At 25.2% G+C, this 24054-nt stretch carries 17 protein-coding genes and 1 pseudogene; 3 read left to right on the top strand and 15 right to left on the bottom strand.

The window, feature by feature from the left end:
- The first annotated feature begins 42 nt into the window (after nt 1–42).
- Complete coding sequence (locus AC07E4_RS08325) at nt 43–528, top strand: hypothetical protein (RefSeq protein ID WP_040328642.1); 486 nt, start codon at nt 43–45, stop codon at nt 526–528.
- Nucleotides 525–1064 carry a permease gene (locus tag AC07E4_RS08320; RefSeq protein ID WP_040328643.1) on the top strand — a complete coding sequence of 180 codons (540 nt, stop codon included), beginning with the start codon at nt 525–527 and terminating at the stop codon, nt 1062–1064. Before AC07E4_RS08325 ends, AC07E4_RS08320 begins: the two co-directional genes overlap by 4 nt.
- 272 nt (nt 1065–1336) lie before the next feature.
- Here AC07E4_RS08320 and AC07E4_RS08315 read toward each other — a convergent pair whose 3' ends face one another.
- The 5 genes from AC07E4_RS08315 to pdxS all read right to left on the bottom strand — a co-directional run bounded on the left by AC07E4_RS08315 (nt 1337) and on the right by pdxS (nt 5841).
- The gene (locus AC07E4_RS08315; protein ID WP_051540321.1) at nt 1337–2167 is read right to left on the bottom strand and encodes a hypothetical protein; all 831 of its coding nucleotides are present in this window, start codon (nt 2165–2167) and stop codon (nt 1337–1339) included.
- A 77-nt stretch (nt 2168–2244) separates the two neighbouring features.
- Nucleotides 2245–3042: an aminoglycoside adenylyltransferase domain-containing protein gene (locus tag AC07E4_RS08310; protein ID WP_051540323.1), complete on the bottom strand. Its 798-nt coding sequence runs from the start codon at nt 3040–3042 to the stop codon at nt 2245–2247.
- A 531-nt stretch (nt 3043–3573) separates the two neighbouring features.
- A complete protein-coding gene (locus tag AC07E4_RS08305; protein ID WP_040328644.1) occupies nt 3574–4254 on the bottom strand; it encodes a Crp/Fnr family transcriptional regulator in 681 nt (226 codons plus the stop codon).
- A 128-nt stretch (nt 4255–4382) separates the two neighbouring features.
- The gene (pdxT, locus tag AC07E4_RS08300; RefSeq protein WP_040328646.1) at nt 4383–4961 is read right to left on the bottom strand and encodes a pyridoxal 5'-phosphate synthase glutaminase subunit PdxT; all 579 of its coding nucleotides are present in this window, start codon (nt 4959–4961) and stop codon (nt 4383–4385) included.
- Between the two features lies 1 nt (nt 4962).
- Complete coding sequence (gene pdxS / locus AC07E4_RS08295) at nt 4963–5841, bottom strand: pyridoxal 5'-phosphate synthase lyase subunit PdxS (RefSeq protein WP_040328647.1); 879 nt, start codon at nt 5839–5841, stop codon at nt 4963–4965.
- Between the two features lie 172 nt (nt 5842–6013).
- Between pdxS and pdxR the strand changes: the two genes are divergently transcribed.
- Complete coding sequence (gene pdxR / locus AC07E4_RS08290; RefSeq protein ID WP_040328649.1) at nt 6014–7534, top strand: MocR-like pyridoxine biosynthesis transcription factor PdxR; 1521 nt, start codon at nt 6014–6016, stop codon at nt 7532–7534.
- A 65-nt stretch (nt 7535–7599) separates the two neighbouring features.
- Here pdxR and AC07E4_RS08285 read toward each other — a convergent pair whose 3' ends face one another.
- The 10 genes and pseudogenes from AC07E4_RS08285 to AC07E4_RS08240 all read right to left on the bottom strand — a co-directional run.
- Nucleotides 7600–8895 (bottom strand): TldD/PmbA family protein, encoded by a 1296-nt coding sequence (locus tag AC07E4_RS08285; RefSeq protein ID WP_040328650.1) that lies wholly within the window; start codon nt 8893–8895, stop codon nt 7600–7602.
- Between the two features lie 3 nt (nt 8896–8898).
- The gene (locus AC07E4_RS08280) at nt 8899–10293 is read right to left on the bottom strand and encodes a TldD/PmbA family protein (protein WP_051540325.1); all 1395 of its coding nucleotides are present in this window, start codon (nt 10291–10293) and stop codon (nt 8899–8901) included.
- A gap of 356 nt (nt 10294–10649) precedes the next feature.
- Nucleotides 10650–13895 carry a DEAD/DEAH box helicase gene (locus AC07E4_RS08275; protein WP_478216106.1) on the bottom strand — a complete coding sequence of 1082 codons (3246 nt, stop codon included), beginning with the start codon at nt 13893–13895 and terminating at the stop codon, nt 10650–10652.
- Nucleotides 13896–14221: 326 nt separating this feature from the next.
- On the bottom strand, nt 14222–16804 hold the full coding sequence (locus tag AC07E4_RS08270) for a 3'-5' exonuclease (protein WP_040328652.1): 2583 nt from the start codon (nt 16802–16804) through the stop codon (nt 14222–14224).
- 142 nt (nt 16805–16946) lie between these two features.
- The gene (locus AC07E4_RS08265; RefSeq protein WP_478216105.1) at nt 16947–18299 is read right to left on the bottom strand and encodes a hypothetical protein; all 1353 of its coding nucleotides are present in this window, start codon (nt 18297–18299) and stop codon (nt 16947–16949) included.
- A 104-nt stretch (nt 18300–18403) separates the two neighbouring features.
- A complete protein-coding gene (locus tag AC07E4_RS08260; RefSeq protein WP_478216104.1) occupies nt 18404–19159 on the bottom strand; it encodes an exodeoxyribonuclease III in 756 nt (251 codons plus the stop codon).
- 316 nt (nt 19160–19475) lie between these two features.
- Nucleotides 19476–19991 (bottom strand): ECF transporter S component, encoded by a 516-nt coding sequence (locus tag AC07E4_RS08255; protein WP_478216213.1) that lies wholly within the window; start codon nt 19989–19991, stop codon nt 19476–19478.
- Nucleotides 19992–20161: 170 nt separating this feature from the next.
- The gene (locus AC07E4_RS08250; RefSeq protein ID WP_478216103.1) at nt 20162–21907 is read right to left on the bottom strand and encodes a tetratricopeptide repeat protein; all 1746 of its coding nucleotides are present in this window, start codon (nt 21905–21907) and stop codon (nt 20162–20164) included.
- Nucleotides 21908–22632: 725 nt separating this feature from the next.
- Nucleotides 22633–23247, bottom strand: coding sequence for a DNA-3-methyladenine glycosylase (locus tag AC07E4_RS08245; protein WP_430828656.1), 615 nt, complete (start codon nt 23245–23247; stop codon nt 22633–22635).
- Nucleotides 23248–23361: 114 nt separating this feature from the next.
- Nucleotides 23362–24054: pseudogene (locus AC07E4_RS08240) on the bottom strand (hypothetical protein); the annotation flags it as partial.

Below are 24054 nucleotides of genomic sequence, written 5' to 3'. Positions count from 1 at the left end.
TTTTCAAAACATATTTACATCAATTGAAAGTTAGGTGATGGTATGACTGGATTTATATTATATTTTATTTCATTTATATTACTTTTTATATCATTTTTAAAAGATAAATCAAAAACAAAAATAGCTATTAAAACAGCCTTAAAATCTTTTGAAAATATCATGCCTCAATTTTTAGGAATTATTATCACTATAGGCATAATTCTTTCATTTTTAAACCCATCTACAATATCTAAACTCATTGGCAACAATTCTGGTTTTTTAGGTGTTTTTATATCTTCGATTATTGGTTCTATAACTATGATGCCTACTTTTGTAGCATTTTCAACAGGAAATATCCTTTTAGAAAATGGTGCTGGTTACTCTCAAGTTGCTGCATTAGTATCAACACTTACTTTAGTTGGAATTATGACATTCTCATTAGAATCAAAATATATTGGAAAAAAAGCTGCATTTCTTAGAAATTTTATAGCTTTTCTTTTTTCTTTTATAGTAGCTTTTATTTTAGGAAAGGTTATGATGATTGTATGAAAATATTAAAAAAGCTAATTAAAAGGTATTCATTTTTTGTTTTTTCTCTTTTTTTATTAATTATTATATTTTTTATAGCTCCTAACATTGGATTTAAAGCACTATCTAGCGCTAACTCTAGTTTTATTCAAATGCTAGGTGTCCTACCACCTATAATGGTACTTCTAGGTCTTATGGATGTATGGTTACCTCGTGAAGTATTAATAAAATATATGGGTAATAACTCAGGTTTATTAGGTGTGTTTTTTGCTATGTTAATAGGCTCTCTAGCTGCTGGACCTATGTATGCAGCATTTCCTTTTACTACTGTTTTACTTAAAAAGGGTGCAAAATTTAGTAACATAATTATTTTTATGAATGCATGGTGTGTAACTAAAATATCTACCCTATTATTTGAAATTTCTTCTCTTGGTTATAAATTTACTGTAATTAGACTTTTAATTGATATACCTGGAGTAGTACTTATGGGTTATCTTGTGAATTATCTTATGAAAAAAAATGATCTAGATGAACTTTATAGTAATGCCTGTAAATAAAATTTTAAAATTCATAAAAAAAGATAGCATAAGCTATCTTTTGAGGTGTGTGATCTTAAAGTTAATATATTTAGGATTTTGGATTTATTAAACTAAGGGGGACTTAATTTAAAAATCATATTATTTACTTTCATAGTTATTGGCATTAACTTTATATTTATATAATAATAAAGTTTTATGTCAAATAAATGTCGACTTTATGTCATTTATATGTCACTTACATATCAATTTAATGACATAAGTCGTATTTTGTATAAATTTAGAACCTTGCATTACTTTTTTATCGTTATTCTTGAAGGTGTACATATAACTTCATCTGGAATATTTAAGTAACCATTTTTATCTAATTTATATTTTACATTATCGATTATAAATTCAGATTTATCATTGTATCCGCTTTTAAATAAATTTTTATTTGTGTATGCTTTTTTTATTTTATCTAATTCATCATTGGTATATATCATACCATCTGTATCTAAAAATAATTTATCTTCACAGCCTCTAACTTGAAAATATTTTCCACATTGACAGCCCATATTTTGAAGTCTTATTCCAGCTTCTTTGAAGTCTTTAAAATTACTTCTTATATCATTAACTATTTCTGTGCTACTCTTACCTGATGTTAGACATTTTATTAATCTACTAGTCTTTAAAACATCTTCGTATCTACAAGAATCTTTCTTATCCACATTTAAAACATTCTCTTTATTTGTAATATTTATTTTGGTATATCCATGCATTAAAGTCTTGACCTTGTATTTACCATGATTTTTTACATCTAATACATTATTTTTAAATGAAATCTCTTCTAAATTTCTTTCTTCTATATTTTCCTTCAATTTATCTATACTTTGATTTTTAGGCGAGAAGTTATTATTTACACCCATATTTTTCATAATGCTTCTATTCTTTATTTTTCGTTCACATTCCATATATTTGTTTCTTAATGCTTTATTCTTATCACTTTCACTTTTATATACAGTTCTGTTATCTAGCAACTTATTAATACTTCCATATCCCATTAAATCATTATTTTGCTTTTTATATGTTTCTCTTGAAATGCTTGAACCTATTCTTAAAAGATTATCTATACCAAAGCTCATAAATCTCATCTCCTTTTATACTTATATATTATTATTCGGCATGAATATATATATATTTACATTTAAGGAAATTATCATTACAAATTTTTTATTTTTTCCAACATATATTTTGCAAATTTTCTTAATTCTCCCCCTTCATAATCATCAAAATGTCCTAAATTTCTATATGAATATAAAGCTTCTCCAACAATTTCTTTGTATTCCTCTTCTATATTTAAATATGCCCATTCTCCGCCTTCAATTTTAGATGATACCTTATTTTCAGTTAAAAAATATAAAACTCTGCATAAATTTAATATATAATATACAGGATTATTTTCTATCTCCTTATCAGAATTTAAAATATCTGCTTTAATAGATTTAATATAATACTCTTTTGGAATATTATAAAACATATCTTCTATACTTTCTCCATATAACAAGATTCCACGTTCTTTTATTACATTCATATGTGCTGCTAAATCTATATCTTCACCATCTCTACAAATATAATTAGAATCTTTCAAGTATCTTTCTTTATAATAATTAGAGTAGTGCAATAAAAAAGGTGTAGGATATTTAAAGTCTTTTACATCATTTTCTAAAATCACACTCATTTCAAATCCCTTTTTAGGCGCAACATTTGATAAATCTAATAATACTTTTATAAGACTTTTCATCTTATCGTTTTCAATTCTATCTTTTACAATTACTAAAAAATCAATATCACTTACATTAGGATTAAAACAATTCATTGCTAATGAGCCATGAAGATACATACCTACAAGATTATCACATAGTATATTTTTATAAGACTTTACTATATTATTTATAAGTCTATTTATAACTACTCCAACCTTTAAATCTACATTATTTTCTATATCACTTATTGTCACAATATCCCCCCTTTAAAAACTATTCTAATGTAATTATTGTTTGAATTTTCTTGATTTTGTAAAGGTTATCACAGAACATTAAAATATAACCTTCTAGATAAATGGTATCATTTTACATATTTAAATTCAATACAAATATAATTATATTTGTAAGGTTCCAAATTAATATTTTAGTCTATACAATTATTTTTTGAATTTTAATCTATATTTTTTAATAGGCAATTTACATTCAACTGTAGACATTGAATGTAAACATTGGATTTCCAATTTTAAATAATGATTTTTTATTAAATTTGCACAGCAAATTAGTTGAAAATAATGTAAAAACATAGTTTTTAGATATTAGAAACAAAGTGATTAATATCTATCATAACTTTTCACTATTCACTCTTACTTCTTACTTGGTTCCAAGAATGATAATAGAATAAATTATAAGATTAATAGTATCATTTGAGAAAAAGATTACTTTGAAATTGAGCTTGGAACCCTATATTAAGGGTTATTTATTTTTAACTACCATATATGTTTTTTTTACTTTTCTATTATTTTCTTGAGTTTTTCTGTATCTATAACTTTAATTTCTCCTCTTGATAATTCTACAATATTTTCACTTGCAAAGTATTTAAGCATTCTAGTTACAACTTCTCTTGCACTACCTATATATTTTGATATTTGCTCATGTGTAAGTTTTATAATTTCTTTTTTATTTTTATCCATTTCACTAATAAGAAAGCTGGCAAGTCGTTTATCAAAACTCATAAATAAAATCTGTTCCATAGCCCACATAACATCTGAAAATTTGTCTACAGCACTCTTATATGAAAAGTTTTCTACATATATATTATTACTAACAATTTTTGAAAATGCATTAGCATTTATCATTAAAACTTCACTATCTTCTTCTGAATCAATATGCACATCAAAAGTAATATTTTTTAAAATACATGATGCAGAAAGAATACAAACATCTCCCTTATAAAGTCTATATAAAGTTACTTCTTTACCTTCTTCTGAAAGAATGTATGTTCTTAACATCCCTTTTTTTAAAATTAAAACACCAATACAATCATTTTTGCCGTTATGTATATTTTCACCTTTATTATATTTAACTAACTTTATATTATTTAATAAAAATTCCTTTTCACTTTGTAATAAATTTTCCCAAACTGGAAAATATTTTGTTAGATATTCAATATACTCATCTTTATTCATACGATAGAAAATTCCTTTCAATATTAATTTAATTTTATATTATGCTTAACTTTATATTACACTTAATATATTAATATTAAAACAAAAAAGTCATGAAATAATTTTTCTATTTCATGACTTTTCTTATTTTATTTTTCTTTAACCATATTTACAAAATACTCATGGAAACTTGTATCTTTAGTTAGTTCTGGATGAAAAGCTGTAGCTAACATATTTTTTTCTCTACATGCTACAATTTTATCATCTATTTTAGCAAGAACTTTAGTGTCTCCCCACACCTTCTTAACATATGGTGCACGAATAAATACAAGTTTAACTGGATTTTTAGATACCTCATCTATTTTTATCTCTGTAGAAAAACTATCTAGTTGACTACCATAACCATTTCTCATAACTTCTATATCCATTGCTGAAATATGACGTCTTGAATCATTGTCTATTTCTTTTGCTAAAAGTATCATACCAGCACATGTTCCCCATACTGGCATACCATTTTCAATTCTTTCTTTTAATGGGTTCATAAGGTTGAAATCATTTAAAAGTTTTCCTATTGCAGTGCTTTCTCCACCTGGAATTATAAGTCCATCTATAGAATTTAACTCTTCTAAAGTTCTAACCTTTATAGCTTTAACTTCATCTATTTTCTCAAGGCTATTTATATGTTCTCTAACTGCACCTTGAATTCCTAGAACTCCTATTGTTGTCATTTTACCATCCTCTACTTGCATATAAGTTGTTTTCTGGAATTTCACGAATATCTAAACTATCCATAGCTAAGCCTAAATCTTCTGATATTTCTGCAAGTATTTCTGGCTTATCAAAATAAGTAGCTGCTTTTACTATTGCTTTAGCTCTCTTTTCTGGATTAGCAGATTTAAATATTCCTGAACCAACAAATACCCCATCACAACCAAGTTGCATCATAAGTGCTGCATCTGCTGGTGTTGCTATTCCACCTGCTGCAAAGTTTACAACTGGTAATTTACCATTTTCATAAACATATTCTATTAAATTAAATGGAGCTCCCATTTCTTTAGCTATTGTCATAAGTTGCTCTCTTCCAGCATTTTTTACTTGTCTTATATCATCATTCATTTGTCTCATATGTCTTACTGCTTCTACTACATTTCCTGTTCCTGCTTCTCCTTTTGTTCTTATCATTGAAGCTCCTTCTCCTATTCTTCTTAAAGCTTCACCAAGATTTCTTGCACCACAAACAAATGGAACATTAAAAGCACCTTTATCAATGTGGAAAGCTTCATCTGCTGGTGTTAAAACTTCACTTTCATCTATGTAATCAACTTTGATAGCTTCTAATATTTGTGCTTCTACAAAATGACCTATTCTAACTTTTGCCATTACTGGAATTGAAACTGCCTCTTGAATTTCCTTTATCATTTTTGGATCAGACATTCTTGCAACTCCACCTTGTTTTCTTATATCTGATGGAACTCTTTCAAGTGCCATTACTGCAACTGCTCCTGCTGCTTCTGCTATTTTAGCTTGTTCAGCATTTACAACATCCATTATTACTCCACCTTTTAACATCTCAGCAAGGTTTTTGTTTAATTCATAATTTTCTCTCATAACTACTCTCTCCTTTACAAAAAATAAATATTATTATATAATAATTGCAACGATACAATTATTGTGTTTTTTTCTTTTTATTATTTAAAATTACATTTTGTACCGTTAATACAATTAAATTATTGCATACAATTTTGAATGTGTCAATACAATTTTGAAAGGAATGTTTAAAATGGATACTGTTTCGATACAATTAGATAAGACATCTAATGTCCCATTATATCTTCAAATAGCAAATACATTTGAAGATATGATAAAATCCGACAAATTAAAATCAGAAGAAAAGCTTCCACCTATAAGAAAGCTTGCAAAAGAATTAGATGTTAATAATGTTACAGTGGTAAATGCATACAAACAATTAGAATTAATTGGATATATATCAGGCATAAAAGGTAGTGGCTATTATGTAAAACAATTTGAATTAGTAGATTCTATAGCTTCTAATAAAAAAATTGATTACTCAGCTCCTATTCATAATGATGATTACGACTACGAATATGAAAATATCAAACTTATGATCAGTGGTCAAATTGAAATTTCTGAGAATACAATAAACTTTGCTAGTGCTACACCAGATCCAAGCATATTTCCTATAGAAACTTTTAAAAATGCCTTAAATGAGGTTTTAGATCGTGATAAGGGCTATGCTTTTGGTTATCAAGAAAGTAATGGCTATGAACCGCTACGTGAGTCTTTGTCATATTATCTATTAAGAGAAAATAATATTAAAGTGGATTCAGAAACAATACAAATAGTTTCTGGTGCACAGCAAGGTATAGATATTATTGGAAAAGCCTTATTGAATTCTGGTGATTATGTCATAACAGAAAACCCAACTTATACTGGTGCTGTTTCTGTTTTTAATTCTCGTGGTGCTAATGTAATAGGCGTTCCTATTGATACTGATGGTATAAATCTTGAAATTTTAGAAAAGCAAATTAGAACATATAATCCTAAATTATTGTATGTTATGACTAGTTATCAAAATCCAACTACTACATGCTATTCTAAAGAAAAAATACTTAAATTACTGGAACTTGCAAATAAGTATAACTTTTTTATAGTTGAAGATGATTCCTTATCTGGTCTTTCTTTTAGTATGACATCTAAAAATCTAACTTTAAAATCATTGGATACACAAGATAAAGTTATTTATGTAAAAAGTTTTTCAAAACTATTAATGCCAGGCCTTAGAATAGGTTTTATAATTTCTCCAGAAAGTATGTTAACTAAACTTACAGAAGCAAAACATACAACTGATATTTCTTCATCTGGATTAATTCAAAGAGCTCTTAATATTTATTTTGAAAATGGCCATTGGCAACATAATCTAGAATATATGAGACAAATTTATAAAAACAAATATAATTGCATGATTGAAGAACTGAACAAACTAAAAAAATATGACATTGAATTTAATGAGCCAAAAGGTGGACTTAATTTTTGGATTACACTTCCAAGCAACGTTAGTGCATCTAAGCTTTATTTAGAATGTGCTAAAAAAGATGTTTTATTAGTTCCATGTAGTGTTTTTTATATAAACAATGGTAATAAACTTGATAATAGCATACGAATAAGTTATGCTGGAACAAATATTGAGGATATAAAAAAAGGTATGTCTATATTAGGTGAATGTCTAGAAAAAATTATAAATAAGAAAAGTAATAAAACTTATATTGCACCAATGCTTTAAAAATTATACTAGTTCAATTTCTTTTAAATTAAAATTGAACTAGTACAATTTTATTTTAATTTTCATTACTTTAAGTCTCCACAAATACTTACATTATTAACTTTAACATATGGCATTATAGCAAATCCCATATTCAAAACATTTTTTGATATACTTTCTATACTGTTAAACATCTTGTATAAATTTCCAATTATTTTTGCACCAATTATAGGATACTTTACTTCTCCATTTTCTACATAGTAACTATTTTTTGCTATTCCTGAAAAATCACCATTAATTTCTGGCTCTATTGAAGAAAAGTTATTTAAAATTATTCCTCTATGAGTACTTTTAATCATATCATCTAAATCACTTTCGCCATTTTCTACTATTATTATTTCTGTTGATGGTGTAAATCCATATCCTGTTTTTTTACCACCATATATATTTAACAAATATGATTTTAATATACCTTTATCTATATACATTAAATTTTTAGTTTTTATTCCATCATCAGTTATAAAGCATTTATCACAGATTCTGGAATCTACAGGACTGCAACTAATACTTAACTTTTCACTTGCAATCTTTTCATTTAATTTTCCTTGTAAAATACTTTTCCCACAAATTAATGAATGTTCTCTTAGAAAAATATAGTTATATATTTTTACAAATTCAAGTAAGCATTGTGGAGATATTATTAAATCTCCATTGAATTTGCCTTCTATAACTTTATATTCTAACTGATCTACACTAGCTTTCAATTTTTGTTTTATATTTCCATATTCAAATAATGATACTGGTAATTTACTAAATTTAAAGTGTATTTCACTTAATGAAGATGAAGTATTACATCCCTTGGCAAAATAATTTATTTTTAATTCATATATTCGTTTAATTGTATTAAAATCAACACCATTAGAATTTATAAATCTCATTGTTGTTACATTAAAGTCTATATGACCACTACTAATTATAATCTTTGGAAAAAATGTTTTTATATCATATAATAATCTTTCCACTTTTTTATACATATCATTTATATCAAATTCTTCTTCACCCGAATAGAAGTTTTCAACAAATTGATACTCTGAAATATCATTATTTTCATCTTCCTCTGATATATTACAGCAATCTATAAGGGCATCTATACTCTTCTTTATTGAATTTCTATCAGTTTTATTTATTATAATAGATGACTTTTTGTAATTTTTTATAACTGTCAATTTTATTTTCTTATCTATATTAGTTTGTAGCATCTTTATCTCATCTGTAAATTTTAATTTAGTAGTTTGATCTTCACGAAAAATGTACTTACATTTATCAACCCCTCTTTTCATTATATATCTAATACATTCTTCCCCCAAATTGTAATCAATCATATATTACACCCCCCCTATATTTACAGTACATTTTATAGATGGAGACCCCATTCCAACTCTCATCTGAATTTTTTTAGTACATATTCCACCATTTAACCATTTAAAATCATCTCCTATCATGGATATACTATTTAAAAAAGTTTTTACATCTCCAGATATTGATGTATTTAAAATTGCACTTCCTATTTTCCCATTCTTTATTTCATATCCACATTTAATTCCTGTTATGAATTGACTATTTATATCAACTTGTGCTGATGTTGGAATTATTAGATAGTAACCATCTTCTATAGATGCTATCATATCTCCAACTTTATCATCACTTGGCATTATACACGTGTTTCTCATAGAAATTACCGGATCATTAGAGAAACTTTCTAATCTTGCATTTCCTTTAGGTTTTATTCCTAAAACATTTGCCATTTCTTTATTACACATAAACTCTTTCAATATTCCATTTTCAATTGCAATAACATCTTCACATTTAGTACCTTCATCATCAACATAAATTGGTATTGGACAATTTTTACCAAAAGCAGTATGAGCAAAATCAACTAAAGTTAACTTTGAGTTTGCTATTTTTTTACCTATTGAATCAAATTTAAAAGGACCATTCATAATAGTATCTGCTTCTAACATATGTCCAATTGCTTCATGTGCCATAAGTCCAGATACATATGAAGATAATACACATTGCTTTTCACCTGATTTTGCATATACACCATTCTTTTTATCAATAAGATACTTACATAAAACATCAATATCTTTATATAGTTTATCAAATTCATTAAAATTATCTTGTATATTACCAAGCCCGCCAAACTTTTTACTAATCTCTATAGGTTTACCATCTTTTTCAGTAATTAATGAAATATTCATAGTAGTTCTTGGCAGAATACCATACCAATAAGTATTATCAGAACATATTATTTCCTTTTCAGTATTTTCATATAACATATCTATAATTACATTTCCTATATCTCTATATTTACTTTTTATATATGCACAAATATTTTTTCCAAAATCCGTGCATTGTTTTTTATTTACTACATTTTGAGACACTTTTAAACTACTTTGACACTTAAAATTATCATTACAATATGGTTTTGGGTCAAATTTTTCAACTTTTCTAGGTGTTTTTAACTTTAAGAATAATGCATTACTTTCAGCTTTTCTTATTACATTTTGTATACTTTCTTCACTTACATCCCAATTTGCAGCAAATCCCCATACACCACTATCGTAAACTCTTGCATTAACACCTGAATTAATATTTTTATAATTTATCATGACTATACCATTTACTATTGATATCTTATATTGAGAATTCTTTTCAATCCTAACTTCTGTATATTTTGAAAAATTTGACTTTATATTATCTATGTTTACTCCATACATATCATTTACCACCTTAAAATAATTCAGTAATAACATAATTTTTTATTGTGAAATTTTCATTTAAAGAAATTTCATCTTTCATATATTATTATAAATACTTTAAATAGCAATTTGTACTATTTTATCCAATTATATGTACATTTTTTAGCAATTTATGTGATTTATTTGCTATATTTAATTTAATCTACTATTATGTGCTAAAGAATATTTTTGGTTATATGTCTTAATACTTTTTTCTTGTTTTTCAAACACAAAAAAACAAGATGTTGTTTTTTTATCACTTGAAAACTAACATCTTGTCTTATTTTTTATCAATATAGTTGAAATTTGTATATTGATTTACATATTTTGATATTCTATTTTATTTTAAATAAATCTAATAATTCATCCTCACTAAGAGATATTAGATTTTCTCCATTTGAAAGTTCCTGACCAATTAATTTTGATATTAAAAGCCTTTTTTCATCTTGAAGATTTACTATCTTTTCTTCTATAGTTCCTTTAGCTATCATTTTTATAACTTCTACTACATTTTTCTGACCTATTCTATGAGCTCTATCTGTAGCTTGATCTTCTACTGCTGGATTCCACCATGGATCAAAGTGAATTACTATATCAGCTGAAGTTAAGTTTAGTCCTGTTCCACCAGCTTTTAAACTAATTAAAAATACGCTATTCGCTCCTTCATTAAACTCTTTAACCATATTCATTCTTTTTTCTGAACTTATGGATCCATCTAAATAACTAAATGTAATTTTTTCTTTTTTTAGTCTCTTACTAATATTTTTAAGCACAGATGTAAACTGAGAAAAGACTAAAATTTTATGATTATTTTCTATAGCTTCACCTAATATCTCTATTAATGCTTCTATTTTTCCACTCTCTCCTATATAATTATCCATTACAATTGATGGATCTAAGCATAATTGACGTAATTTAGTAATGTATGAAAGTATCTCTATTTTACTATTTTTAAACTCATCATCTTTAACTTTTTTCTCAATTAATTCCACTGCATATTTTGCATAACTAGCATATACTTTTTCTTGTTCCTCTCCTAAAGAAACTATTAAATTTTTCTCTATTTTATTTGGTAATTCATGTGCTACATCTTTTTTATATCTTCTTAATATAAATGGTTTTATAAGTTTATTTAATTCATCTAATACCTCAGGACTTTCATTTAACTTCTTATGATATCTTACAGAAAATCTTTTCTCGTCATATAAATAAGATGGCATTATAAAATCAAATATAGACCAAAGTTCCATAAGTGAATTTTCTATAGGTGTACCTGTTAATGCAAACTTAGTTTTAGATTTTATATCTTTTACGGCCAATGCATTTTTACAGTGAGAATTTTTTATATATTGTGCTTCATCTAATATACAACATTTAAATTCTGTATTTTTATACATCTCTAAATCTATTTTCAATAAATTATATGTAGTAATTATTACATCATAACTTTTAATATTATTAAGCAACTTTTCTCTTTCATCTCTTACTCCATTAGCTATACCAATTTTTAAATTTGGTGCAAACTTTTCAAACTCACATTTCCAATTATAAATTAAAGATGTAGGTACAACTACTAATGAAATATCTCCTTGATTAGATGCTATATAACTTATTGTTTGAAGCGTTTTCCCAAGTCCCATCTCATCAGCTAAAATTCCACCACAATTTAAATATTCTAGTGTTTTAAACCAATTATATCCAACTTTTTGATATGATCTAAGACTTGCATTTATATTTTCTGGTTCTTTAAATGATAGTTTTTCTATATTTTTAAATTTATCTCTTATTTCTTTTAATTGTGATTTTCCCTTGATATATCTTATATTATTTTCTTTCATATAATTATCAAGAAAAATCCCCTTATTCTTAGAAACTTCTATGTAATTATCATTAATATCATCTGGAGAAATTGCATTTAAAAGATTTAAAAATGTTTTAAGCTCCACTTCTTCTAAGTCAATATATTCCCCACTTCTAAGTTTATAATATTTTGTGTTATTTCTAAAAGCCCTTAAAATCTCAGCTGTTTCTTGTGAATCTAAATCACCTATCTTAAAGCTCATTTCAAAATAATTATACTTTCCGCTTTTTATATCACCTTTTATTGCATTGCTCCCAAGATGTTTTATACCTTTAAATTTTTCTGAATAATATACCTCACCAATTTCTTGTAATATATGTATTTTATTCTTAAAAAAATCAAATTTAAATTCATCTCCATATAGAAGGTAAAATTTTTCATTTATTGCTTCAAAACCTAAACTTCTAAGTACAGATTTTACATTTTGTTCAGCCTTCTTATCTCTATATATAACTTTTTCATCACAATCATTAAAGATGCTAAATTCATAATCACCATACTTCACTTTCAAATTTAAAATTACTTCTTCATTTTCTCTATCGAAATAAAATTTAAATTTTGCATCCTCCATAACGATTTTATTTTTTATATTTTTACTTAATTTAATATCTCTTGAAAGAAGTTGTAAATCTGGTATTAACCTTCGTAATATTGTATCTTCTTCACTTTTAGGCATAGATACACTTTTTGATTCGTTAAACACCTGAATATATGGTCCTATTTTATAGCAAAATTCATGCTGTGGTAAGTATATAGAAGTTCCAAACAAAAATACATCATTATTGCTACTCAGTGTTTTTGGTGTTCCATCTTTTAAAGTTAATATATATTCTTTATTTAAACTTTTCAATTCAAAATCTAATGGTGGTTCTATAGATAAAATTTCTGATTCTGTTGGTCTATAAAAAAATCCTTCATTTAAAAATACTCTATGTCCCTTAACTCTTTCTAAAAAATCCCTAATTAAATAGCTTGGAATATTAATATATTTACCATCTATATACTTATCTCTTCTTTTACTAAAAGCTTTCATGGGCTCATCCATGTTTTTTAGTATTTCTATAAATTCAACAATCCTTTTATCTTTTGCTGAAAAACATTGTTTCTGAAAATTCAAAGTAAAATTTTTCCCATAATTTATAGGAATATTATTATAATAAGCTGTTAAAAACTGTTCTATATCTTTTAAAACATAAAGACTATTGCTACTTACTGATTTTAGCCCTATTTTAAACTCTGCTGATATAGTATCCTTCCACTCTATTTTATTAAGATAAACATCCATTTTAATTTCTTCTTTTGTATTATTTTCAAGTAATACATTTAAAATATTATTTTCTTTTTTAAATATTGGTTCGTTTTCTCTAGTATCCCCTACTAAAGAAGTATTCTTTGAAAGGTCATCTAAAGCTTTATAAAATGTAGCCATCAAATGTTTACAACAATAATTTTTCTTTGAAAACTCCTTTTTTTCATAATCTCTACAAGTACAATAAGTTGATAATACCATTTTACTTTCAGTATCTATCTCTATATTAGTACTATACTCATTAAAAAGAGATTCTGAAATCACCTTACCATCTATTACGATTAAACCATCCTCATTATTTATGTTAATTGAAGATACAAGGTCATTTTCCAATATTCTTTTTCCACTGACATGATTTTTCCCACTAATATCTTCATTAAATCTTTGTAATAAAATTTCTCTTTTCAACATAATTGCTCCTTATGATTAACAAATTATATTATAATTACAGCATGTTCTTAAAAATAATAAGTAAATCTAATTTCTAATTTTGTGTAATACATTTCTTTAAAACCAACTTAATAATCCAATTATTTAATGAAAGTAAAAGTAATATATACAGTAAAATTTTTCAATAAATTGTCTTATCATTCTCTTTCGTATGCTTAATATCTCATATCTTTTTATTATAACACAAATCTTTTATTAAATTTTCATATAAATTTAGTAAATTAAACATATTAAAAAGCTAACCTTTTAAGTACAATATTTAAGAAGGTTAGCCATAAAATAATATTTTAAACTTCATCTATATACTTTTTAGGTATAAAATCTATTAATCTACTTTTTTCTTTTGTGCCTCTTTCAGATTTTTTACAATAACTTAAAAATAATTGTTTTTTAGCTCTCGTTATAGCTACATAAAATACTCTTTTTTCTTCTTCTAAATCATCACTTCTTATAGACTGATAGCTTGGAAATGTATAATCCTGCATACCAGCTAAAAATACATAATCAAATTCTGCTCCTTTAGCTTGATGCACTGTTATTATAGGTATTCTTGGATATTTTTTAAGCATTCTATCCATTTCACTATTAGATAATGCTGAAACCTTTAAAATTTCTATAAGTGAATCTATACAATTTAAATCTTCATCATCCATATTTTTTGCCATCATGTAAAATTCCCTTAGATTACTTATTCTAATTTGTTCTTCATTATAAAAATCTAATATTCCACAGGTTTTAACTATATATGATATTAAATCTTGCGGTCTTAAATTCTCACTTTTATTTCTTAAGTCACTTATATATTCAAATACTTCGTAAAATTTACCAGAATATTTATTATATATAGATAATCTTTCTAAAGTCATAGGCTTTATATTTTCTTCCACAAACTTTATAAGTATATCTTTAGTTGACAAAATATCATCCATAGCATTGTGACTTGATTTTACTTCTGTATTAAATAAGTTACTAAGAGTTTCTAGTTTATGATTCTTTAAATTTGGATAGAATTTACGTGCTAAGTCTAATGTATCATAATAATCTATTATCTCAGCCCTTGGTAATTTTTTTCTTTGAAGCTCACTATTTAATATGCTTAAGTCATAGCTTACATTGTGACCAACTACTAAAGTATTTTTAATAAAATTCAGGAAATCTTTTAACACACTTTTACTGTCTTCTCCGTTTTTCTCTAAGAATTCATTACTAAATCCATGAACAAGTTCTGAATTTCCAACAGATTTTGTAGGAATTAGAAATTTTTCAAACTTTTCAATAACACTACCAAACTTATTTATTTTTATTGCTGCTATTTGAACAATTTCATCTTCTACAGTATTTATACCTGTGCTTTCCACATCAAAAACTACCACATTGTCCTTCTCTATTTCTCTTAATAATAACTGATATGGATCTCCATAAGTTTGTGTACTATAGTCCATAAAATCATATAATTTTATTCCCAATTCTCTAAAATCATTATTCTCAATCTTCTCTATAGTTTTTTCTCCAATCCCTTTAGAAAACTTCTTTAAAATTCTTTTAAGACTATTATTATCATATTTATTAGTAATTAGCTTCAAATAAGCTATAATATCTTTTATCTCCTGTCTTCTAAAAAATTTAAACTCATCAACTAATAAGAAATATAATTTTTCTTCATCTTTTTTTAATCTATTCACATTAATTAATGCATTACTTAATGCTATATTTATTTTGTTATTTCTAGTCAATATAGCTACTTTTGATACATCTTTAATTTTTAAATCATTTATTCTATTGAAAATCCATGTAGCTTCTTCTTCTATATCATATGCTGTTTTAAACTCTATATTTTCTCCATAACAATCTGAATTTGCTTTGAAATCAAATTCATATATATCATTTATTTCACTTTCAAAAGCATTTTTTAAATAATCATAAGATGCATTTAATAATGTCTTCGTAGAACGATAATTTTTATCAAAAATTATTGTTATTGGAGTATATTGATTTTCAAATTTATTTAATACATTTTTAGGGTTAGATCCTCTCCATTCATATATAGTTTGGAAATAATCTCCACAAATCATAATATTATTTTCATAAAATAACTTAGAAATAATACTATATTCAAATATGCTAGTATCTTGAACCTCATCTATATGTATATATTTAAATTTTTTTCTCCATTTACTTGCAATATTTTCATCTTCAAATAATTCATAAACTTTGAGTAATAAATCATTAAAGTCTAAACCATGCCTCTCATGTAAAGTTCTATCGTAAATTCCCACCAACTTATGACCATAGTTTGCTATAAATTTAAACAATTCATTATTAAATCTTTTATTTTCATCTATACATATTTTTTTTAATTCATCACATTTATATTCTAAATTATATTTTAATATATCTATATAATCTTTATTTCTAAATTTCAATTTTTCATTTTTCATGAAATCAATAAAATTTTGAAGAGAATTTAAGTTAAACTTTTGAACATTAAATTCTTTAATTATTTCTTTACAGTCTTCTTCATCATAAATTATAAAATCAAAAGATACATCTGTATTTTTCTTTGATTCCTCTTTTATTATGCTAAAGCAAAAGCTATGAAAAGTATTTATGCAAATACTTAATCCATCTTTTCCAACTACAGATATAATTCTTTCCTTCATTTCCTTACAAGCTCTATTAGTAAATGTTAAGCATAATATTTCTTTTGGATTTGATTTTTTCTTTTCAATAATATTTGCAATTCTTAATGCTAACGAATTTGTTTTTCCCGTGCCTGCTGCTGCAAGAAGCAATATGTTTTTATCTATTTCATTTACAACTTGTCTCTGCTTTTCATTTAATTTTAAAATTTCATTTTCCAAATCAAACATATTTCTACTCTCACTTTCAACATAAAATACCTCTTAATTAGATTTTATATAATTTAATTATACACATATTAAATATACTTTATCAAATTTTCTAAAATAAAAAATCATGATTTTACATATATAAAAATCATGATTTTTGAATTTAACAACACTGTTCTATTTTTAATAAATCACTATATTTATTGCTTTTTATCTTACCATTTAATACACCATTAAATTTTGTATATTTAAATAATTCCTCAAAATCTAATCCAATAAATCTAGTCTTATTTCTTTTTATATTTTCATAAAATTTAGGCATTGTTTTTTTTAATTTTTTTTGCAAAATATTATGTGTTTTTACCTGATCTTTTTTATCTTTTAACTCATTTAAATAATTGTAATGATTTTTAATTTTATCATATTCATAGTTGTCCATATAAATACATAATTTTTCAGTACATCTACAACTAAAAAATAACCTTTTTAATTTACACAAATACTTTTCTAGAAGCTGTATCATTACCAATTTATCTAATAATAATAAATTTTTAATTTTTGAAATTTGATCTAATGGTAAGTCTTCACACACATATTCTCTAAAATCACTTATTAAAAATGTTCTGTAATTTTCATTAAATTTAATTATTTCTTTTAGATATTTTAGTTCTCCTTCTATAAAAGTTATACTTTCTATATCTATTTTATTTAGTTTTTTCAAATCACACTTGTTAGCATAATTATTCCAAATAGATAAAATTTCATTTTCTAAAATCTTTAAATTTATATAATCATATACACTATTTATGTCTGCTCCTTCACATAAATTTATACCATTTACTTTACACTTTTTTAAAACGCTATATTTAAATGTATTTTTCAACTTAAATATAATTTTTTTAAATTTTATAGTAGAATTTGATTTTAAAAATATATCAAAATCACATTTTAATTTTAGCAAATCTATATTATCAGGTATTTCTATGTTTTTAAAATACACATTATTAGTTAATATCCAAGCTTCTTTTACCATAAATTCTAATTTACTGCATACATTTTTTGTTATATCATGAAAATACTTATTATTATCAACGCAATATAATACTTTTTCAAATCCATTGTTTTTAAATTTTGATATATTGGATTTTAATATTTCTATATTTTCTTTAGCTTTTACCAGTTGCTCATAAGAATATTTATGCAATGGAACTTTCCCTATAATATTCACAATTTCATTATCCTTAAATAAAGCTTCGTATTGACTTAATGCATCTATTAAAACATGCTCATTAGGAATTTTATTATAAATTTTCATTAAATCACTAACATTACAAATGTCATCATCACTTAAACTATTTATCGATTTAATAAATTTATTATACTCATCATTACTTAAAGGAATATCTTCACTAAAATCTATACTGTCCTCAACAAATGAATACTTTTCATTTCTTTCCTTAACCCAATTTGTCATTGCCTTAAGTGTAATCTTCTCATTAACAGCATCAATACTCATCTATAGTTCCCCCATCTTTTACAATTTCGTTTTATTAATAGATACTATGCTGTTAATTTGAAGTTTATTCCAAAATAATAATCACTATACTATTTTATAATATTTTATTCTATTATTAATTCTACTGGACAATGATCTGATCCTAATATTTCAGTGTGTATATTTGCAGCTTTTAGTCTATCTTTTAAACACTCTGATACACAAAAATAATCAATTCTCCATCCTGCATTATTTTTTCTTGCATTAAATCTATAAGACCACCATGAATACATTCCTTCTTCATTTGGATAAAAATATCTATATGTATCTATAAAGCCAGCTTCTAAAAGTTCTGTAAATTTTCCTCTTTCCTCATCTGTAAACCCTGCATTCTTTCTATTGTTTTTAGGATTTTTAAGATCTATTTCTTTATGTGCAACATTTAAATCTCCACATACTATAACTGGTTTATTTTTTTCTAATTCTTTTAAATATTTTCTAAACTCATTTTCCCATATCATTCTATAATCTAATCTTTCAAGTTCACTTTTGGAATTTGGAGTGTAAACTGTAACAACATAATACTCATCAAATTCAAGTGTTATAATCCTTCCTTCTTTATCATGCTCTTCAATTCCTAATCCATTTACTACTGATATAGGCTTGATTTTCGTAAAAATTGCTGTACCTGAATACCCTTTTTTCTCTGCATAATTCCAATATTGATAATATCCATCTAACTTCAAATCTATTTGCCCTTCTTGAAGTTTACTTTCTTGAATACAAAATATATCTGCATCTACATCATTAAAAAAGTCTAAAAATCCTTTTTGTACACATGCTCTAATTCCATTAACATTCCATGATATTAACTTAATCATTTAAAATCACTCCATTTCTACATAAAAATCATTTATGTCTACTAATTCATTATTCTTATTTTAATTAATTTTATACAAAAAAACTACCCTAATCATAAAAGGATAGTTTTAAAGTTTAATAATATTTTTTGTATAAGCAAAATCTTAATACAAATACATACTCAAAATAATACTTATTGAAAATTTTTATCGGGAATACTTTATTGAAATTATCTTAATTTGAGCATGTATTTTTTAGACATCTAAATTAATGTCTTTCTTATCTATGGGATAAAATTTAAAGCTTAAACTTTAAATAGACTTTAACATGCTCATTTTATGCAACCAACTTTTTTGCCTTATTGGATTTAAATTTTTTATCTAGCTTTAATGCCTTTAATATAGGATAAGTTATAACACCATCAGCCACATGATGCAGTATGGTACCTATGCCAACTACAATTAGTGCATCTTTAAAAGTAAATCCAAACGGAATAACTATAAGTGCTTCTAATATTCCATGAAGTGGAGCAGTTATTAAAACTACTTTATTATAGCTAAATCCATTTTCTACACACTTTGCTCCTATTGAACCTACAACTACATGCATAAACGCTCTTGTTGCAACTATTGGATCTGGAAATGCAAATAGAAAACCTATAGCTGATCCAGCACCTACAACAGCTGATGCTTTAACCCCTAAATACATTGCTAAAAACATTGGTACATGAGATGCAAGTGTTGCCGTAAACGGTGGTATGTATACCCTTAAACTATTTCCAAAAACTACTGGAATTATAATTGCTATAGCCATTAATAGCGATGCTTGCACCATTTTTTTTATATTCATAATAAGCCCCCTAATAATTATATATACTACTGTATATACATTAGTATATATAATTATTTCTTTTTTGTAAATAGGTTATTTATTATTTTCCAAAAAATTAAAAATATTAAGTATAAAAGTCTTTTTATACTTAATATTTCCATATACATTTTGTATTAATTTCTAAAGTAAAATCAATTATACGTTTCTTTAAATATTTTTATAGCTTTTTCCCTCATTTCATCTAAAAATTCTCTGTCATAATTAGAATTTTTATTTTCCTCTACTGTAAAGCTATTTATAACTTTTTTTAATATATCCTTGTAAAAATTATATTTATACTTATCTACTATGATCTTTAAAAAATATATTTTTTCTTGGCCTCTTATAACATATATTATATTTATAGTTCCACTTAAATTTTCTATTTCAAATTTTATTCCTTCATTTCCATTTACAATACATTCTTTTCCATCTAGTGCTCCCAAATCATTAAAATATTTTCTTAAATTTATATCATAAATACTTGGCATTTCTATATGTGAAATTATCAGTTTTACATCGTTTATTTCCAATTCCTTATTGTATTTATATATAAGTATTTCTTTTCCAATTAGCTTTATGTTCATATTCCAACTTTCAGGTATATTAATGCTATACCCCATACTACTTCTATACATTTTAAATTTTTCATTATTAAAACTTAATTTTTCATCATATTGATTTTTATTAATGTTTCTTAACATATTTTCAGCTTGTTTAGACCCATTGTTTATAGCTATTTTTAGGTACTTCTCTGCCTCTTTAATATTTATATCTACGCCAATACCATTCATATAGCAAATTGCTATCTCATAACTTGCATCTACATCACCATCATTAGCAGCTTTTAGAAACCATTTTACAGCCTCTTTTTCATCTTTTTCTGTACCCTTTCCATCTTGATAATTACATGCTACATTATATTCTGCTTCTGCTTTTCCTTTTTTTGCAGAATTTAAATATAAATTAAATGCTTTATATGGATCTTTCTCTACACCTAATCCTTTACTATATATAACACCTAAATTTAATTCAGCAGATGCACTACCTAAAATTGCAGCTTTTTCATACCAATATTTAGATTTTTTATAATTTCTGTCTATATCATCAATACCACTCCAATAAATAGCTCCTAATAATTCCTGTGCTTCCAAATTTCCAAGTTCGCCTGCCATTGAAAAATATTCTATTGCCTTTTTATAATTTGTTTCTACACCTATCCCCTTTATATAAAACTCACCCATCTTATATAAACTTTTATTATCACCATTAATTATTCCATTAAATATTTTTTTCATCTCTTCCCTTATATTTAAAACTTCTCCATTTTCATTGTACAAATTAGGCAAAATACTTATAGCAATTCCATTTCCAGCATTCGCAGCTTTTTTAAGCCACTTTTCTGCCTTAATGTAATTCATATTTACACCTATTCCTTTATAGTATAATTGTCCTAAGTTACTTTGAGCTTCCACATACCCATTTTCTGCTGATAATCCAAACCATTTTATGGCATTTTCATAATCCTTATAAACATTCAAATATATAGTTGCTAAATTATTTTGTGCTACTACATCTCCATTTTTAGCAGAAATATATAAATATTTCTTAGCCTTTTCATAATCAAAAAAATCATAGCTTTCATCTAAATAAATAGATGCTAAATAGTAAGGTGCTTTTAAATTTCCATATTTTATAGACTTATTTAAATATATTATAGCCATATGAAAATTTTCATTTTTCATCTCAATAAGTCCTTTTTTTAAATATTTATCTTGTATAACTTTCAACTTATTTTTTAAAAATATACCTTTACGTATGTTCCTAATAAAACTTTTAATTTCTTTTAATTCAACTAGCAAATTATTTTTTACTGTAATTATTGGAATCTTATTCAAAATTTTCTCTCCCTTTTTAGCGCTAAGATAAATTTATTATATCTTAAATAAATTTATCTTCTTTATATATTTTAATTTACTAGTTGAATTTATATTACTCAATTTATAAAATTAATTTATAAATAAAACTTAGTTCACTTTGAAAAAGAAGTATTTACATACCCATTTTTTATTTCATTCACACCTAAGATTTCATTCTTTGAGATAATGTATACTTAATGAATTTTATTATTTTTTAAAGTTCAAATTTCTAAAGAAAGAACTAAGTTACTATAGGGTTCCAAGTTCAAATTTAAAATAATGTCTTTCTCAAATGATAGTACTATTCTTACAGTTTATTGCTATATTTATATTTTGAACCAGTTGACAATTTACAGTTATAGTAAATATTACTCATTTCATTTCCTAATATTTAAAATAGAAATACATAAAAACTACGTTTTTATATTGTTTTCAACTAATTTGCTTAGCAAATTTAATAAAAAATCATTCTTTAAAATTGGAAATCCAATTTTCACCTTCACTGTCCACTGTCAATTGTCAATTTTTTAAAATATAGATTAAAACTTAGCATTAAAATTCTCAACTTAAACATGAATACCTTAAAGTTTAAACTTGAATTCCTATAACTTAGTTCTCATTAAGTATGTATTGTTAATCAATTTTAATTATAGTACTTTCTTCACATATATTAGATAAAACCAATAATTTTAAATGATTTTAAATTATTTCTTAGACACATATTTATTATCTTTTATATAATATCTCCATAAAAAATCTCTAGCCTCTTCTGCATAATCTATACCTATTCTCTTACTTTCTACTATTTCAAAATTTTCATTAATATTAATTGATTCTATATATAGATCCTCGCTTTTTGTCATATCTTCATAATTATTAATTTTAGTTATATTCATTGCCATACATAATTTAGATGGTCCATCAGTTAAAGATTTTATTTGTAACTTAGTTAATTCATTATATTTTTTATGAAATCTTATCTGGCTCAAATAATCAAATTCATTTAATGGTTCTATGGCTCTTATAAGAACACCTTCTGCTTCATCTTTTTTATTAGTTATTACATTAAAGCAATGATAAAGTCCATATATAAAATATACATATGCAATTCCTGCTTCTCCATAAAGAGGTTCTGTTCTTTCTGTTCTCCTATTTCCATATGCATGTGATGCTTTATCTATCTTTCCTATATATGCTTCTGTTTCTACAATTTTCCCTTTCAAAACTATATTATTTACTTTTCTTACTAAAATTTTACCTAAAAGTTCTTTCGCCACAACTCTTGCATCTCTAGCATAAAAATCCTTAGTTATTTTCAAATTTACTCCCTCTTTCTAAATATAATATAATATTATTTATTATATCAAAACTTAAAGTAAAATATATCACATTAATTTGAAAGTCTAGCATATAAATTATGCTAGACTAAATTATTATGCTATTCTTACTATAGTTATAGATGATACTATAGTTTCATTGTATCCATCTATTGGATTAAGTGTAATCTCATGACCTGAATAATTTATAAATGCAAATTTTTCATTAACTCTTGCTTCTATCACTGTAGATCCAGTTACTACAGCTCCTTGATTTCCAAATTGTGGTGAACCTGACAATGCTAATATATGAGAACTTTGATTAATTTCCTTAATTAATGAAATAACTGTTCCTCTATCACATTGACATCTAATATCATTTACATTTATTGTCCAAATAATAAGATAAGTGCCATCATCATCAAATGTGAAGTAATTGTTTCGATTTAAATTTATTCCTCCTGAAATCCTTCTAAAATTTCCTAATGGTATTCTTTCTAAATTTGATATTAAATCTGTGCTTATACTTCTATTTTCTGAATAAGCATATTCATTAAATGCTGGGCCTGTTGGACCTTGTGGACCTTCTGGGCCCTCTGGTCCTATTGGACCTTCTGGACCTTGTTCTCCTTGTTCTCCTCTTGGTCCCCTTGCGCCTGTTGCTCCAGTTGCTCCTTGTGGTCCTCTTGCACCGGTTGCTCCAGTTGCTCCTTGTGGGCCTTCTGGTCCTATTGGACCTTCTGGGCCTTGTTCTCCTCTTGGTCCTCTTGCGCCTGTTGCTCCAGTTACTCCTTGTGGGCCTTCTGGTCC

The organism is Clostridium amazonense, from assembly GCF_056431285.1.
This window is presented reverse-complemented; position numbering and strand designations above follow the sequence as displayed.